The sequence below is a fragment of the Nocardia sp. bgisy118 genome (genome assembly GCF_057708605.1).
The window spans coordinates 1-15,544 of the sequence record NZ_JBYISM010000005.1 but is presented as its reverse complement, the minus strand read 5'-3'; the positions used below and the strand labels follow the sequence as shown (position 1 = coordinate 15,544).

Here is a 15,544-nt window from a genome sequence, read left to right as displayed (position 1 = left end):
GCGCGCTCAGGGCACCAGGACCGTCAGAGCCGCGGGCACCGCGCGCAACGTGATGGGCAACATCCCGGCCGGTTCGCCGTCCGCGGTGGCGGGCGCGCCCGGTGCGGTGAGAGTGACCGCGGCGGCGCGATATTGCGCGACGGTCGGATGATCGATGCGCTTGCCCGCCGACAGCGCGGGCAGCAAGCGCAGCATCTCCAGTCGCGACACTGCGCCGACCACCGTGAGATCGAGCAGCCCGTCGTCCATCTCGGCGTCGGGGCAGATCAACATGCCGCCGCCATAGGTGCGGGTGTTGCCCACCGCGACCATCACCGCGTCGGTCTCGATCACGCCGTCGCCCGGCGGATTGTCCACCGCGCCTTCGGCGATGCCGGACAGTGCGATCCGATAGGGCACGGTGAAACCACCGGTGATCTCGGCCAGCGCCGCGACGGTGTAGCGGAGCCTGCCCTTGGGCCAGCGCATGTCGTTCGCGCGCAACGTCACCCGCGCGTCGAAACCGGTGCCCGTGACGGTCGCGAACCACATCGGGGTGGCATCCGGTGCGTCCGACTCGATCCGGCCGAGGTCCATCACCGCGGTGCGCCCCGCGAGCACCACGTCGACCGCGGCCGCCGGGTCGTCGGTGGGGACGCCGAGCGCCCGCGCCAGATCGTTGCCCGTGCCGCTCGGCACCAAGCCGAGCGGCACGCCGGTCTGCGCGACGGCCTCGAGAATCACACAGATCAGGCCGTCGCCGCCGACGCACACCACCGCGTCGGGGCGAGCGGCGGGATCCGGATTCGCCAGCGAATCACGGACCAGCCGAACGGATTCGGCGGCCGAAGGCGCGCGGATCTCGGTGACCTCGACGCCGCGCTCGGCGAGCCGTGCGATGGCCACCGTCGCGGTGTCGTGTCCTTTGCCCGCGCCGGACAACCGGTTCGTGACGACCAGTGCGGAGCGGATGCTGCTCGACGCCTCGCGGCTCATCAGATCAGTTTCCCAGGGTTCATGATGCCCGCGGGGTCCAATTCCCGTTTCACCGCGCGCAGCACCCGGATGCCGAGCTCACCGACCTCGGTGGGCAACCAGGGCCGGTGGTCGGCGCCGACCGCGTGGTGGTGGGTGATCGTGCCGCCCGCGGCCATGATCGCGTCGCCCACCGCGCGTTTGGCGGTCTGCCACTGCGCGATCGGGTCGTCGAGTTGCTTGGCGACGACGGTGAAGTACAGCGAAGCGCCGGTCGGATAGGTGTGCGAGATGTGGCACATCACCAGTGCGGGCGTGCCTTGCGCGCCGAGCGAATCGGTCAGCGCCGCGGTCGTCTTCGCCTTCAGCTCGGCGATATTGGACCAGGTCGTCGCGGTCTCCAATGTCTCGCACAGCACCCCGACATCGAGCAGCGCGTCACGCATGTAGGGCGCGGCGAACCGGCCGTGCTCCCATTCGCGGGCCGCCTGCTCGCCGAGCGCGGTGCCGCCCGAAGCCGCCAGCAACGCGGTCGCCTCGGCCGAGCGCGACGCGACGTGCTCCGCGCTGCCCTCGAAGGTGGTGATGGCCAGGCAGCCCGACACCGCCTGGCCGCCGACGTCACCCGAGCGGGCCAGGTTCAGTCCGGTCTCGGCCTCGTCGGAGAGCCGGAGCACCGTCGGAGCCGCGCCCGCCTGCACCACGGCGCGCAGCGCGGCCGCGCCGGTGGCGAAGTCGGGGAACGACCACGCCTGGTAGGCGGTGGTTTCCGGGAGCGGATGCACGCGCAGCGTGACCTCCGTGATCACGCCGAGCGTGCCCTCCGAGCCGACAAACAGCTCGCGCAGGTCCGGCCCTGCGGCGGAGGCGGGCGCGCGCCCCAACTCCAGCGAGCCGGTCGGCGTCGCGATCCTGAGTCGCTGCACCATGTCGTCGAACCGGCCGTATCCCGCCGAGGCCTGGCCGGAGGATCTGGTGGCCGCGAAGCCGCCGATGCTGGCGAATTCGAAGCTCTGCGGGAAGTGGCCGAGCGAAAGTCCTTGCGCGGCGAGCAGTTCCTCGGCCCGCGGTCCGGTGAGGCCCGCGCCGAGGGTCGCCGTGCCGCTCACCGGGTCGACATCGCGGATCCCGTCGATGCGGCGCAGGTCGAGGGCGATGACGGTGTCGAATTGCCCGCGCACCGGATCCACGCCGCCGACCACGCTGGTGCCACCGCCGAAGGGCACCACCGCGATTCCGTGCTCGGCGCAGTAGGCCAGTACCGCGAGCACCTGCTCGTGGTCGGCGGGAAAGACGATGGCGTCGGGGGCGTCCTGCGGGCCCTCGGCGCGGCGGCGCAGCAGATCGAGGGTGCTCTTGCCGCCCGCGTGCCGCAGTCGATCGTGATGGTCGGCCGACACATTGTCCGCACCGACCACCGCGACCAACCCGTCCCGCTGCGCCGGCGTCAACGCCGACGCGCGGAGTGGCACATCACCCTCATCGCGGCGCGCCACCGGTTCGCCGGACACTCCGAAGACCTGCGCGAGCAGGCCGCGGATCTGCGCCGAAAGCGGCTTGTGTCCGGCCGGGATACCCCAGGCGTCCCACACCATACTCGGTACCCGCGCGTGTGCGCCCGGCTTTGCCGCGGGCTCGGAATGCCCGCCTGCCTGCTGCGTCTCGACCATGCGTTACAGTTTGACATATACTGTCAAGCAGTAACTATCCGTCCCGCACTCAGCCCGGTGGTGATTCCCGTGACCGATGACCCGGACGCCGAACTTTCGGCCATCGACCTGGCGATCTTCGACGCCGCACGCGCCTGCGTCCAAGAGTTCGGGGTACGCCGGACCACGCTCACCGAGGTCGCGCGCCGCGCGGGCGTCAGCAGGCCGACCGTATACCGCCGCTGGTCCGACACCGGCGCGCTGGTCGCCGAGCTGTTGGTTCGCGAACTGCGCGGCATTCTCACCGCCGCGATGCCCGACGCGGGCCCGGCGCGGACGCGGCTGGTCGAGGGCGTGGTCGAGGGCGCGGGGATGGTGCGCTCGAACCCATTGTTCGGCAAGATCTTTCGCACCGACACCGACCTGATGCTCACCTATGTCTTCGGCAGGCTCGGCCGCAATCAGCGCATCCTCGTCGAACTGTTCGCCGCCGGGATCAGGGACGGCCAGGACGACGGCTCCATCCGGCCCGGCGATCCCGTCCAGCTGGCCACCATGATGCTGCTCATCGTGCAGTCGGCGGTGCAATCCGCGGGCACTGTCGCGGGGTTGCTGCCCGCCCCCGAGCTGGACACCGAACTGGCCCGCGCCATCGACGGCTACCTCCGCCCCGGCGACCCCGAATGACGAAAGGCTGTGCCATGACCGACAATCCGGCGACCCGAGGGGATTCCGCGCTCGATGCCGAGCGCCGCGCGCGCGAGCTGCGCGCCCTCGGCGACGGCGGCGAGATCGACGTGCTGGTGATCGGCGGCGGCGTCACCGGCGCGGGCGCCGCGCTGGACGCCGCCGCGCGCGGACTGCGCACCGTGCTGGTGGAACGGCACGACCTGGCGTTCGGCACCAGCCGGTGGAGTTCGAAGCTGGTGCACGGCGGTCTGCGATATCTGGCGGGCGGCCGGATCGGGATAGCGCACGAGAGCGCGGTCGAGCGCGGCATCCTGATCGGCGCCACCGCACCGCATCTGGTGCGTCCGTTGCCACAGCTGGTGCCCCTGCTGCCGAATATCGGCGCGGCGCAACAGGCATTGATCCGCGCGGGCTTCGTGGCGGGCGATGCCTTGCGGCGCGGCGCGGGCACCCCGGCCGCGACCCTGCCGCGGTCGCGACGGGTCGCCACCGCGGAGGCGCTGCGCTTGGCTCCGACCGTGCGCAGGGCGGGTCTGCGCGGTGGGCTCCAGGCCTGGGACGGGCAACTGGTGGACGACGCGCGGCTCGTCGTCGCGCTGGCTCGCACCGCGGCCGCCCAGGGCGCCACCATCCTCACCAGGGTGGAAGCCCTCGACGTGACCGGGGATTCGGCCACGCTGCGCGACACCCTTTCCGGCGAGACGCTTTCCGTGCGGGCTCGCGCGGTCGTCAACGCCACCGGCGTGTGGGCCGATCAGGTCGACTCGAGCATCGAGCTGCGTCCGAGCCGGGGCACCCACCTGGTGTTCTCGGCCGAGTCGTTCGGCGGTCTGAGCGCCTCGCTGACGGTGCCGGTGCCCGGCAGCACCAGCCGGTTCGTCTTCGCCTTCCCCGCCGCGCACGGGCGGGTGTACCTCGGCTTGACCGACGAAGACGCGCCGGGCCCGGTGCCCGACGAACCGCAGCCCACCGAGGCCGAGGTGGATTTCCTGCTCGACACCATCAACACCGTGTTGCGAGAACCGTTGACCCACGCCGATATTCGCGGCCGATACGCGGGCCTGCGTCCGCTGCTGAAGACCGGCGACGGCAGCACCGCCGACATCTCCCGCCGGCACGCGGTGCTGACCTCGCCGACCGGCGTGATCACGATCGTCGGCGGCAAGCTCACCACGTACCGCCGGATGGCCGAGGACGTCGTCGACGCGGCGGTGCGCCATGCCCGCCTCGACGCGGCGCCCTGCCCGACCAAACGTCTGCCGCTGGTCGGCGCGGTCTCCGGTGCGTCACGAGATCGCCTCGCCGCCGCCCCGCTGCTGGTGGAACGCTACGGCAGCGAAGCGCCCGCCGTCGCCGCCCTCGCCGCCCTCGACCCGGCCCTGCGCGAGCCGGTCGCCCCCGGGATGGACGTCATCGGAGCCGAATTCGCCTTCGCCCTCTCGCACGAGGGCGCACTGCACGTCGACGACCTGCTCGATCGGCGCACCCGCATCGGCCTGGTTCCGGAGGACCGCGCCGCAGCTCTGCCCGCGGCCACCGCGGCGCTCGCCACGATCTGATCGACGGCGATCGGCTCCGCGCTCATCGTGTATTCCGGGCTGCGCGGGACAGGCCGAGCGTCCGCGACGTCAGTCGAAGACCCACGTATCGAGTTCGGCGCGCATGCAAGCGCGGGGCCAGCGGTCGAGTCCGTGCTCGGCTTCGGCGGTGCGCAGGGCGCGCAGGCCCGGCGTCTCCTCGGCGGCCGTCAGGTACCGGAAGCCGAGGCGCTCGTAGTACGGGCCGTTCCACGCCACCTCGACGAACGTGGTCAGGGTGATGGTGAGCACTCCGTTGGCCCGCGCCCAGTGGACGGCGCGGTCGATGAGCCGCTTGCCCAGGCGTTGCCCGGCGTACTCCGGATCGACCGACACCTGATCGACGTGCGCGTTGCCGTCGACGAGGCCGAGGACGAGATAGGCGATCGGCCGGTCGACAACGTCGGTCGCGACCCAGGCCCGCCCGTCCTGCTGGAATTCGCGCAGCGTGGCGAGCGTCGGCGGCTCGTCGTCAGCGACGGCGGTCATACCGATGTCGGCGAACGGTTTTCCGGCCGCCCGCTCGATGTCCCGCAGAACGGGCAGGTCGGCCTCGGTCGCCGGTCTGATGGAGGGCATGCCAGGAGTATTGCCGGATCACCGGGCGAAAGTCGCGGGGATTTCCAGATCATCGAGGAGATCACTCTCCATGAGACGCACACCCGGGCAGGCGACGTCACGTGATCGGGACGACAGCGGAGAGCCCGAGAACACCGGACGACCGCGAAGTCGGCTCGATCACGGCCGACCGATCCGCCGGGCGAGGACCGGAGAGCCGACCTCGCCCGACTCTCCGCGCTGCCCTGCGGATTCCACGGCCGGAGCGACCGGTCGGGCGGGTCCCCGCGGCCTGTTGCTGTTCCGATCCGCCCCGTCACGTCCTGTGCGAGCCTCTATGCTGGACGCCGGTAGTGCGCGGGAAGGAGGCGCGGGTGCGCAAGAACCCGTCGACCGTAGGGATCGCGCCGGGCGATGGTCTGATTGCACGCTTCGGCGCGGTGGTGGTGTATCTCGCGGGTGAAACCGCTTCCACCGACCGGATCCTCGGCGCCATCGAGGCCGTCGCCGAAGGTGATCATCCCGGGGCCGCGATCGCCCAGCGGCTGGCCGCCGTCGTGTTCGGCAGCGGCTCCGAGCCACCGCCGTTCGGCGTGGTCGCCCCGACCGACGACGGCACCGTGATCCTGCTGCGCGGACCGGTCGCCGCCGAGATCCACGGCGCGGAGGGCGCCCGCAGGCTCTCCGGCGCGCGGGCGTTCACCTGGGTGGACGAGATCGTGCGCGAACCGGTGCGCCGGATCACCGTAGGCGCCGACACCGGCTCCCCGATCACCCCGCTGCCCCGCACCGACCTCCGCGCGGGCGCCGTGCCCGGCGGCGGCTTCGAATGGCGCGTCGCCGTGCGCAAGGCGAGCGCACCGAAGATTCCGCCACGCGCCGCCGCCACCGCGAACCCCGGATCCGCCGAACCACCGGCGACCGCGCCCGCGGGCTTCGAAGCGTTGACGGACGACTCCGACGACACGCGAAAGGACGCCGACTCCCCCGTCGAGTCGAACGCCGGATCCGGTCGGCCGTCCGCCGCTCACCCGCAGGACATCGGCACCAGGGCGATGCCACTCGCCTGGTCCCAGACCGCAGGCTTCGGTTCCGCGCGACCCGAACCCGTTGCGTTGCAGAAGAATCCGGCCACGCGCGGCGTTCGCGTCCCGCCGCCACGTCCGCCGAAGGGCTCGCCCGAAGCCCCGACGGGGGCGCTGGTCTTCGAGGACACCGCCTACCCGCTCGACCGTCCGTATGTCATCGGCCGCAGTCCCACCACCGACGATTCGGTGCGCAACGCCATCGCGTCCCCGCTGTCGGTGCCCAGGGACCGGCACGTCTCCCGCGTGCACGCCTACATCTCGCTGAACCGGGGCAAGGTCTTCGTCCGCGACGCGTCCACACCCGCGGGCACCTATGTCGCGGGGCCGGGCACCGACACCTGGACGCGCATCGGCACCGCCCCCGTCGAGCTGCCGCCAGGCTGGCGCATCCGCATCGGCGAGAAGGTGCTCACCCACCGCACCGACGAACGCCACCCGGCCACCGCCCAAACGCGTCGTTCCTGAGCCTCGCCCGGCCGTTGCTCAGCGCTGCCGCGGTGCGACGGCCGATTCCGGCCCGACGAGGTATGCCGGGCCCCGCGCCGCGGCCTACGATGCGAAGAGCGCGGCAGCAGTCCTGCTGAGACAGTCAGTGCGCGGAGAGGACAATAAGGACATGCATCGACAGGGCCCCACCGAGGACATCGATGAATCCGCGCTGACCGTCACCGCGCCCAAGGAGCAGGCAGCGGGCATCACCGCCGTGGCCGTGGCGCTGAAACGCTCGGTCGAGGAGATGGGGGTCGTCCGCACCGCGCGCACGCTGACCAGGCTCAACCAGGTCAACGGCTTCGACTGCCCCGGCTGCGCGTGGCCGGAGCCCACCGGGCACCGGCGGCCCGCCGAGTTCTGCGAGAACGGCGCCAAGGCCGTCGCCGAGGAGGCGACGCTGCGCACCGTCACGCCGGAGTTCTTCGCCGCCCACTCGGTCGCCGAGCTCGCCGGGAAATCCGGATATTGGCTCGGCCAGCAGGGCAGGCTGACCCATCCGATGGTGCTGCGCCCGGGCGACACCCATTACTCGCCCCTCTCCTGGGACGAGGCGTACCGCGTGATTGCCGATCAGCTGCGCGAGCTGGCCTCGCCCGACGAGGCCGTGTTCTACACCTCGGGCCGCACCGCCAACGAGACCGCGTTCCTCTACCAATTGCTGGTCCGCAGCTACGGCACCAACAATCTGCCGGACTGCTCGAACATGTGCCACGAATCCTCTGGCGCGGCGCTCATCGGCTCCATCGGCATCGGTAAGGGCTCGGTCTCGATCGACGACTTCGGCAAGGCCGATCTGATCATCGTCGCGGGCCAGAATCCCGGCACCAACCATCCCCGCATGCTCAGCGCCCTCGCCGACGCGAAGGCCAACGGCGCCAGGGTCGTCGCGGTCAACCCGCTGCCGGAGACGGGTCTGCTCGGCTTCCGCGATCCGCAGACCGTGCGCGGCGTCACCACGGGCGTCGCGATCGCCGACGACTTCCTCCAGATCCGGCTCGGCGGCGACATGGCCCTGTTCCAAGGTCTGGGCAAGCTGCTGTTCGAGGCCGAGGACCGAGCGCCGGGCACCGTCGTGGACCGCGCGTTCGTCGATGCGCACTGCGCCGGCTTCGCCGAATACGAAAGCCACACGCGCGCGGTGGATCTCGACGTCGTCGCAGCCGCGACCGGACTGTCGAGGGCGGAACTCGGGCGCACCGCGCGCCTGCTCGCCGAATCGCGCAGCACCATCATCTGCTGGGCGATGGGTCTGACCCAGCAGGCGCACGGCGTCGCCACCATCGAGGAGGCGACCAATCTGCTGTTGTTGCGCGGCATGATCGGCAAACCGGGCGCGGGCGTGTGCCCGGTGCGCGGGCACTCCAACGTGCAGGGCGACCGCACCATGGGCATCTGGGAGAAGATGCCCGACTCCTTCCTCGACGCGCTCGACCGCGAGTTCGGCATCACCAGCCCCCGCGAACATGGATGGGACACAGTGCATTCCATCCGCGCCATGCGCGACGGCAGGGCCAAGGTGTTCTTCGGCATGGGCGGCAACTTCGTCTCGGCCACGCCCGACACCGAGGTCACCGAGGCCGCGCTGCGCAATTGCGCACTGACCGTGCAGGTCTCGACCAAGCTGAACCGCAGCCACGTGGTGCACGGACGCACCGCGCTGATCCTGCCCACCCTCGGTCGCACCGACAAGGACGTCGTGGGCGGCGTGAAACAGCATGTGTCGGTGGAGGATTCGATGTCGATGGTGCACCTGTCCACCGGCCGCCTCGAACCCGTCGGCGATCAGCTGCGCAGCGAGGTCGCCATCGTCTGCGAACTGGCCCTCGCGCTGTTCGGCGAGGACCATCCGGTGCCGTGGGCGCGATACCGGCGCGATTACGACAAGATTCGCGACGCAATAGCGCGCGTGGTGCCCGGTTGCGCCGATTACAACACCAAAGTCCGGCAGCGCAACGGCTTCGTGCTACCACATCCCCCGCGCGACAGCCGCGAGTTCCGCACCGCCACCGGCCGCGCCAATTTCGCGGTGAACGAGCTGACCTGGGTTCCGGTACCCGAGGGCAGGCTCGTGCTCCAGACACTGCGCAGCCACGACCAATACAACACCACCATCTACGGCCTCGACGACCGTTACCGCGGCGTGCACGGCGGACGCCGGGTGATCCTGGTGAACACCGACGACATCGCCGAATTCGGCTTCGCCGACGGCGATCTCGTCGATCTGGTCTCGGAGTGGACCGACGGCATCGAGCGACGTGTCCGAGCCTTCCGCGTCGTCGGCTACCCGACGCCGCGCGGCAACGCCGCCGCGTACTACCCCGAGACCAACGCACTCGTCCCGCTGGATCACGTCGCGGCGCGATCCAATACGCCCGTTTCCAAGGCGGTGACCATCCGGCTGGAGCGGCACGTGCACGTCGGAGCCGAATCATGAGCGAGCGTCAGCGAGTGAATCGAAAGCACAGCGCATCCCCGCGCGCGACGCGGCCGAGCGCCAGCGAGGTGGAGTCGTGAGCGAGCGTCAGCGAGTGAACCGAAGGCACAGCGCGTCCCGGCGCGCGACGCGGCCGAGCGGCAGCGAGGCTGGGTCGTGAAGGAGCGTCAGCGAGTGAACCAAAGGCACAGCGCGTCCCGGCGCACGACGCGGCCGAGCGGCAGCGAGGCTGGGTCGTGAAGGAGCGTCAGCGAGTGAACCAAAGGCACAGCGCGTCCCGGCGCACGACGCGGCCGAGCGGCAGCGAGGCTGCGTCGTGAGCCGGGTGACCGCGCGCCGTCGCACACTGCGCCTGTCCCCGTCCGGAGAGATCCAGCGACCCGACACTCTGGCAGTGGAGGAGCCGCTGGAGATCCGGCTCGGCGGGCGGTCGCTGACCGTCACCATGCGCACCCCCGGCGCCGATGTCGACCTGGTGCACGGATTCCTGTTGAGCGAGAGCATCATCGAATCGGCCGATGACGTGGTGAGCGCCCGCTACTGCGCGGGCACCGACGCGGACGGCCGCAACACCTACAACGTGCTCGACGTCGAGCTGCGTGTCCCCGTACCCGCCCGCGCGCGCAACTTCCTCACCACCAGTTCGTGCGGGCTCTGCGGCAAGACCGCCCTCGACGAGGTCAGGGCCCACACCCGTTATCCACTCCCGGACGACACGCCCGCCGTCGACTCGGCCGTACTCGCCGGCATGCCCGAGACGCTGCGCGAGCGGCAATCGGTCTTCGACGCCACCGGCGGCCTGCACGCGGCGGGCTTGTTCACCGCCGACGGGACGGCGCTCGCGGTGCGGGAGGACATCGGCAGGCACAACGCGGTGGACAAGGTGCTGGGCTGGGCCCTGCGTGAAAACCGGATCCCCGCGTCCGATCTGGTGCTCATCGTGAGCGGGCGGGCGTCCTTCGAGCTGGTCCAGAAGGCGGTGATGGCCGGTGTGCCGATGCTCGGAGCGGTGTCGGCGCCGAGCTCGCTGGCGGTGGACCTGGCGGACGAATCCGGTCTCACCCTGGTCGGCTTCCTGCGCGGCGACACCATGAACATCTATGCCGGCGCGCACCGCGTGGACCGGCGATCGGCGGCGCGTCCCGCGAGCTGATGTCGGCTCGCCGCCGCGACGCCTATTGCCCGGTACTCGATGTCCGTTCTACCGTGACTGCACGCCCGAACACCCCTCGGCGAGGAACGGAGCGATGATGCGGATCTCGGTGGAAGGAAAGTCCGGCGGCGTGCGCGTCCGGATGCGTTTCGAGCAGCACCGCCGCCGGTGGCTGGCCGTGCGAATCATGTTGGGGATACTGACCTTCCAGGGCGCGGTGGTGGGTCTGTGGGCGGTGCTCGCGCCGCACTCCTGGTATACGAGTTTCCCCGGATTCGGGATGCAGTGGGTCGCCGTGGACGGCCCCTACAACCACCACTTGGCCAGCGACGTCGGGGCCTTCTTCCTTGCCCTCGCTGCGGTGAGCGGCTTCGCGCTGTGGCGCGGAGGCAGCGCGCTGGCGCAGGCCGCGGGGCTGGGCTGGCTCGTCTTCGCCACCCCGCATGTGATCTACCACGCGTTTCACAAGCCGGACGCGATGAGCGGCGTCAGCTTCACGCTGAGCCTGCTGGCCGCCGCGGCCCTCTTGGCGCTCGGCGCGGCCTGTCTGCTGGTGACTCCGCGTGGGCCGGAGGCGCCCGATCCCCGGCCCATCGAGTTCCGCTTCCCGCGCCGCCGTCCGACGCGCTGAGGCCCGGAAGGTGCCTGGCCGGAGGCGTCGCACGAGGGGCCCGGGCGACCGTCGGCGCGTGGCCGGGTAGGTCGCCTCGGGCGTACTGGCGTGCGCCTCCGGCTCGAGCGGGGTCGCTGCGACGCCGTCAGGCGTCGAGAGCCTTGAGCAGCGCCTCGCGCTGCCGGGCGCCCAGGCCGCCGATGCGGCGGTCCTCGGGGATCTCGGCCTGATCCATCAGCTTCGCGGCCTTCACCGGACCGACGCCGGGCAGGGCCTTGATCACCGCCGCGACCTTGGTCTTCTTCACCAGATCATCCGACTCCGCCTTCTTCAGCAGGTCGGCGACCGACACCTTGCCGGCCTTGACCTTGCCGATCAGTTCGGAGCGCGCTTTGCGCACCGCAGCCGCTTTGGCCAACGCCTCGGTGCGCTGCTCGGCGGTCATCGTGGGCAGTGCCATGTCTCCTCCGCTTTCACTCGTCACTCGAACATCTGGTTGACCGCACCGAGTAAACAGCACGGCACCGGTGGCGGACCGCCGACACACCGGTCAAATGTTGCGATGAGTTTTCTGGCGCGTCGTCGTCAGAACAGGTGAACAACCCGCGCGAAGTGCGCGAAACGGACGAAAGGAAGCCCGCCCATGGAACTGTCGCTCACCCAGTTCGTCACCATCGACGGCGTCTGCCAGGGGCCGGGCGGGCCGCACGAGGACACCGAGGGCGGCTTCACGCACGGCGGCTGGACCGCACCGTACTTCGACGAGGCAGGGGGTCAATTCGTCAGCGAGGTGTTCGCTCGCGCGGATGCCTTCCTGCTCGGCAGGCGGACCTACGAGATCTTCGCCGGATACTGGCCACAGCACGACGACCCCGCCGACCCGATCGCCTCGAAACTCAACGCGCTGCCGAAATACGTTGGCACCCATACCCTCGAGCGCGCCGAGTGGACGGGAACCGAACTGCTGCGGGACGACCTCGTCCGGCAAGTCGCCGACCTCAAATCCCGCCCGGGCCGCGAACTGCAGGTCCACGGCAGCGGCGGCCTCGCGCACACCCTGCTCGCCGCCGGCCTCGTCGACACCCTGTACTTGCTGACCTTCCCCGTGCTCCTCGGCACCGGCAAACGTCTCTTCCGGACCGGATCCAGCCCCGCCGCCTTCCACCTGACCGACTCGCGCACGACACCGGCCGGCGTCCACATCGGCACCTACCGCGCCGCAGGCGTCCCCGAATACGGCACCCTCGGCGAGTAGCCGGCACACACCACCGAACGAAAAAATGTGACCCACGTAACACATCGCGTGACGGCGGCGAAAGAAAATACAGCAGCCTTCGCAACGGGATCAAGGTTCAACGGCGAACCAGGGGGATCAACGGCGCTCCCCACCTCGGGCGCGATTCGTCCACGACGAATCGTCACCGCGTCCCGGCGAGGCAGACACAACCGCACAACGACCCGCGTCCCGATGAACGGCCTTCGGGCTATCCGGCGCGGGCATGGACTGCTAGCCTCCGAATTGGAACACGTTTCAATTCGTCAGGGGTTGACATGACACAACAGATTCGCGATGTCGTCGAGCAGTACGTCAAGCTGGTCGGCACCGGGCCCACGGAATCCATCGTGGAGCTCTACGCGCCGGACGCGACCGTCGAGGATCCCGCGGGCACCCCCGTCCGCCAAGGCCACGACGCCATCCGCGAGTTCTACTCCGTGTTCGACAACCTGGACCGGTCGACCGCGCTGCACGCCGACACCGTGCGGGTCGCGGGCAACCACGCCGCCTTCATGTTCGACGTCGTCACCATGGTCGGCGATCAGCGTTTCACGCTCACGCCGATCGACACGATGGAGTTCGACGAGCAGGGCAAGATCATCAAGATGCGCGCCTACTGGAGCCAGGACGACATGCGCGGCGAGCCGATCTGAGCCGTCCACGCCGCCGACGCCGCCCGGGAATCGCATCCCGGGCGGCGTCGAGGTTTCTCCAGGGTTATGCGGCGTCGAGCAGCGCACCAGCCAGAACGTGCGTCGTCTCGAAGGCCACGACGTCGGCAGCCACCTGAAGCAGCCGGTCCACGCATGGCGGGCCGGTGACCAGGAGCAGCCTGCCGCCGGCCTGGTCGATCCGTGAACGTGCGTCGAACAGCACCCGGAGGCCCGCGACGCCGAAGAACGACACCATGGACAGATCGACGACCACGCGAGGCGCGGCCGTGTCGAGCGCACCGATCAGATGCCGACGCAGCTCGTCGACGGTGAATTGATCCACCTCACCCGCGACGGCGCACAGCGTGATCTCGTCGCTCGGGGAGGTGATCGAAACCCGCACCCGCGCAGCGGGATCGGAACGATGCGGTCGGACTTCGGTGAAGTGAGTGGAAAGAATGGTCGACATGAGGAACCCAGTCCCGTCGCACCCGGCAGCTGAACCCGCGCCGGGCGATGTATTCGCGCCGGGCGCCCGAGGCCCCGGAGCTGGGCTGGCTACTCAACCCTGAGATTCGAGTACCCGAACGAAGACTCCGATACACCTACAATTTCGAGCAAATCTCGACAATTCGGACATTTCGAAAACAAATCCGGACCCGGGGGACAATTCCCACGGGCCCGGATCGCGACTTCGGAATTACGCCGACTTCTCCCGGCGCTCGGCACGCTGCTGTTTGCGCGGCACGATGGTCGGCAGCACATTGTCGTTGACCGTGTCGGCGTTCACGACCACCTTGGCGACGTCGTCGCGGCTGGGAATGTCGTACATCACCGGCAGCAGGACTTCCTCCATGATGGCGCGCAGGCCGCGAGCGCCGGTGCCACGCAGGATGGCCTGGTCGGCGATCGCCTCCAGGGCGTCCTGGGTGAACTCCAGCTCGACGCCGTCCATCTCGAACAGCCGGATGTACTGCTTGACCAGCGCGTTCTTCGGCTCGGACAGGATCTTGACCAGGGATTCCTTGTCCAGGTTCGTCACCGACGCGACGACGGGGAGGCGGCCGATGAACTCCGGGATCAGACCGAACTTGATCAGATCCTCGGGCATCACCTCCGCGAAGTGATCGGTGGTGTCGATCTCGGCCTTGGAGCGCACCTCGGCGCCGAAGCCGATGCCGCGGTGGCCGGTGCGGTCGGAGATGATCTTCTCCAGGCCCGCGAACGCGCCCGCCACGATGAACAGCACGTTCGTGGTGTCGATCTGGATGAACTCCTGGTGCGGGTGCTTGCGTCCGCCCTGCGGCGGCACGCTGGCCTGGGTGCCCTCCAGGATCTTCAGCAGCGCCTGCTGCACGCCCTCGCCGGAGACGTCACGGGTGATCGAGGGGTTCTCGCTCTTGCGGGCGATCTTGTCCACCTCGTCGATGTAGATGATGCCGGTCTCGGCCCTCTTGACGTCGTAGTCGGCGGCCTGGATCAGCTTGAGCAGGATGTTCTCGACATCCTCGCCGACGTAGCCCGCCTCGGTGAGCGCCGTGGCGTCCGCGATGGCGAACGGCACGTTCAGCATCTTCGCGAGGGTCTGCGCCAGGTAGGTCTTGCCGCAGCCGGTGGGGCCGAGCATCAGAATGTTCGACTTGGTCAGCTCGACCGTCTCGCCCCGGCTGTCACGGCCCTTGTCCCCCGCCTGAATGCGCTTGTAGTGGTTGTACACGGCCACGGCGAGGGTGCGCTTGGCGGTGTCCTGCCCGATCACGTAGTTCTCGAGGAACTCACGGATCTCGGCGGGTTTCGGCAGCTCATCGAGTTTGACCTCGCTGGACTCGGCGAGTTCCTCCTCGATGATCTCGTTGCATAGATCGATGCACTCGTCACAGATGTACACGCCAGGTCCCGCAATGAGCTTCTTGACCTGCTTCTGGCTCTTTCCACAGAACGAGCACTTCAGCAGATCGCCGCCGTCTCCGATGCGCGCCATCTCGTGGGTCCCTACTTCCTTGTCCGCGTGCAACCGTCTGTCCAGGTTGCCAGCAATCCGCCGAACTCGGGTGTAATCGCGAACACTTCGAGTAATTCGGGCGGGTCGAGCTTGCCGTCAACCGAGAGCAAAGGTCCCTAGGTTGACCGTACCCGGTGTGCGCGACGGAGGTCGACAACTCGAGCATGTTTCTCGCCGGGGTTGTGCGGGTTCTCACGACATCGAAACACGTTCGGCACACGTTCCACCCGTGAGAGGCCGGTCCCGACGCCCGGCCGACCGCCATGGTGTTCGCGCCGTCCGCCACCCTCGCGAACGGTCGATGTCACCGTAGCGGAAGCGGGGGGGGGGGGGGGGGGGGGGGGGGGGGGGGGGGGGGGGGGGGGGGGGGGGGGGGGGGGGGGGGGGGGGGGGGGGGGGGGGGGT

At 69.7% G+C, this 15,544-nt stretch carries 14 protein-coding genes; 8 read left to right on the top strand and 6 right to left on the bottom strand.

The annotated features are described in order from the left end of the window. Window positions 1-6: 6 nt before the first annotated feature. A complete protein-coding gene (locus AC3EO7_RS07690) occupies window positions 7-975 on the bottom strand; it encodes a diacylglycerol kinase family protein (protein WP_435590835.1) in 969 nt (322 codons plus the stop codon). Beyond that, window positions 975-2,624: an FAD-binding oxidoreductase gene (locus AC3EO7_RS07685; protein WP_435590834.1), complete on the bottom strand. Its 1,650-nt coding sequence runs from the start codon at window positions 2,622-2,624 to the stop codon at window positions 975-977. Before AC3EO7_RS07685 ends, AC3EO7_RS07690 begins: the two co-directional genes overlap by 1 nt. A 63-nt stretch (window positions 2,625-2,687) precedes the next feature. On the opposite strand from AC3EO7_RS07685, the gene AC3EO7_RS07680 reads away from it, so the two are divergent. Both AC3EO7_RS07680 and AC3EO7_RS07675 read left to right on the top strand, forming a co-directional pair. Next, window positions 2,688-3,290, top strand: a complete 603-nt coding sequence (locus AC3EO7_RS07680) for a TetR/AcrR family transcriptional regulator (protein ID WP_435590979.1) — start codon at window positions 2,688-2,690, stop codon at window positions 3,288-3,290. Between the two features lie 14 nt (window positions 3,291-3,304). Beyond that, window positions 3,305-4,852, top strand: coding sequence for a glycerol-3-phosphate dehydrogenase/oxidase (locus AC3EO7_RS07675; RefSeq protein WP_435590833.1), 1,548 nt, complete (start codon window positions 3,305-3,307; stop codon window positions 4,850-4,852). Window positions 4,853-4,921: 69 nt separating this feature from the next. Here AC3EO7_RS07675 and AC3EO7_RS07670 read toward each other — a convergent pair whose 3' ends face one another. Next, entirely contained in the window at window positions 4,922-5,449 is a 528-nt protein-coding gene (locus tag AC3EO7_RS07670) for a GNAT family N-acetyltransferase (protein WP_431962680.1), read from the bottom strand. Between the two features lie 353 nt (window positions 5,450-5,802). On the opposite strand from AC3EO7_RS07670, the gene AC3EO7_RS07665 reads away from it, so the two are divergent. The 4 genes from AC3EO7_RS07665 to AC3EO7_RS07650 all read left to right on the top strand — a co-directional run bounded on the left by AC3EO7_RS07665 (window position 5,803) and on the right by AC3EO7_RS07650 (window position 11,226). Beyond that, complete coding sequence (locus tag AC3EO7_RS07665; protein ID WP_435590832.1) at window positions 5,803-6,981, top strand: FHA domain-containing protein; 1,179 nt, start codon at window positions 5,803-5,805, stop codon at window positions 6,979-6,981. A gap of 151 nt (window positions 6,982-7,132) precedes the next feature. Continuing rightward, complete coding sequence (locus tag AC3EO7_RS07660) at window positions 7,133-9,442, top strand: FdhF/YdeP family oxidoreductase (RefSeq protein ID WP_431962675.1); 2,310 nt, start codon at window positions 7,133-7,135, stop codon at window positions 9,440-9,442. A gap of 316 nt (window positions 9,443-9,758) precedes the next feature. Further along, a complete protein-coding gene (gene fdhD, locus AC3EO7_RS07655) occupies window positions 9,759-10,595 on the top strand; it encodes a formate dehydrogenase accessory sulfurtransferase FdhD (RefSeq protein WP_435590831.1) in 837 nt (278 codons plus the stop codon). A gap of 94 nt (window positions 10,596-10,689) precedes the next feature. Next, on the top strand, window positions 10,690-11,226 hold the full coding sequence (locus AC3EO7_RS07650; protein WP_435590830.1) for a hypothetical protein: 537 nt from the start codon (window positions 10,690-10,692) through the stop codon (window positions 11,224-11,226). Between the two features lie 127 nt (window positions 11,227-11,353). Here AC3EO7_RS07650 and mihF read toward each other — a convergent pair whose 3' ends face one another. After that, window positions 11,354-11,668 carry an integration host factor, actinobacterial type gene (gene mihF, locus AC3EO7_RS07645; protein ID WP_068062535.1) on the bottom strand — a complete coding sequence of 105 codons (315 nt, stop codon included), beginning with the start codon at window positions 11,666-11,668 and terminating at the stop codon, window positions 11,354-11,356. A gap of 183 nt (window positions 11,669-11,851) precedes the next feature. On the opposite strand from mihF, the gene AC3EO7_RS07640 reads away from it, so the two are divergent. Then, the gene (locus AC3EO7_RS07640; RefSeq protein ID WP_435590829.1) at window positions 11,852-12,463 is read left to right on the top strand and encodes a dihydrofolate reductase family protein; all 612 of its coding nucleotides are present in this window, start codon (window positions 11,852-11,854) and stop codon (window positions 12,461-12,463) included. Between the two features lie 296 nt (window positions 12,464-12,759). Then, window positions 12,760-13,137, top strand: coding sequence for a nuclear transport factor 2 family protein (locus AC3EO7_RS07635; protein WP_431962667.1), 378 nt, complete (start codon window positions 12,760-12,762; stop codon window positions 13,135-13,137). Window positions 13,138-13,201: 64 nt separating this feature from the next. Here the strand turns inward: AC3EO7_RS07635 and AC3EO7_RS07630 are convergent, their stop codons facing one another. Continuing rightward, the gene (locus AC3EO7_RS07630) at window positions 13,202-13,606 is read right to left on the bottom strand and encodes an STAS domain-containing protein (protein ID WP_431962665.1); all 405 of its coding nucleotides are present in this window, start codon (window positions 13,604-13,606) and stop codon (window positions 13,202-13,204) included. A gap of 231 nt (window positions 13,607-13,837) precedes the next feature. Next, window positions 13,838-15,118, bottom strand: a complete 1,281-nt coding sequence (clpX, locus tag AC3EO7_RS07625; protein ID WP_067787500.1) for an ATP-dependent Clp protease ATP-binding subunit ClpX — start codon at window positions 15,116-15,118, stop codon at window positions 13,838-13,840. Between the last annotated feature and the right edge of the window lie 426 nt (window positions 15,119-15,544).

Excerpts from the sequence above, each read along its gene's own strand:
- AC3EO7_RS07640 (WP_435590829.1), top strand. The coding sequence starts at position 11,852 with ATGGAACTGTCGCTCACCCAGTTCGTCACCATCGACGGCGTCTGCCAG.
- AC3EO7_RS07650 (WP_435590830.1), top strand. The coding sequence starts at position 10,690 with ATGATGCGGATCTCGGTGGAAGGAAAGTCCGGCGGCGTGCGCGTCCGG.
- AC3EO7_RS07670 (WP_431962680.1), bottom strand. The coding sequence starts at position 5,449 with ATGCCCTCCATCAGACCGGCGACCGAGGCCGACCTGCCCGTTCTGCGG.
- clpX (WP_067787500.1), bottom strand. The coding sequence starts at position 15,118 with ATGGCGCGCATCGGAGACGGCGGCGATCTGCTGAAGTGCTCGTTCTGT.
- mihF (WP_068062535.1), bottom strand. The coding sequence starts at position 11,668 with ATGGCACTGCCCACGATGACCGCCGAGCAGCGCACCGAGGCGTTGGCC.
- AC3EO7_RS07675 (WP_435590833.1), top strand. The coding sequence starts at position 3,305 with ATGACCGACAATCCGGCGACCCGAGGGGATTCCGCGCTCGATGCCGAG.
- AC3EO7_RS07635 (WP_431962667.1), top strand. The coding sequence starts at position 12,760 with ATGACACAACAGATTCGCGATGTCGTCGAGCAGTACGTCAAGCTGGTC.
- AC3EO7_RS07660 (WP_431962675.1), top strand. The coding sequence starts at position 7,133 with ATGCATCGACAGGGCCCCACCGAGGACATCGATGAATCCGCGCTGACC.
- AC3EO7_RS07690 (WP_435590835.1), bottom strand. The coding sequence starts at position 975 with ATGAGCCGCGAGGCGTCGAGCAGCATCCGCTCCGCACTGGTCGTCACG.
- AC3EO7_RS07685 (WP_435590834.1), bottom strand. The coding sequence starts at position 2,624 with ATGGTCGAGACGCAGCAGGCAGGCGGGCATTCCGAGCCCGCGGCAAAG.
- AC3EO7_RS07630 (WP_431962665.1), bottom strand. The coding sequence starts at position 13,606 with ATGTCGACCATTCTTTCCACTCACTTCACCGAAGTCCGACCGCATCGT.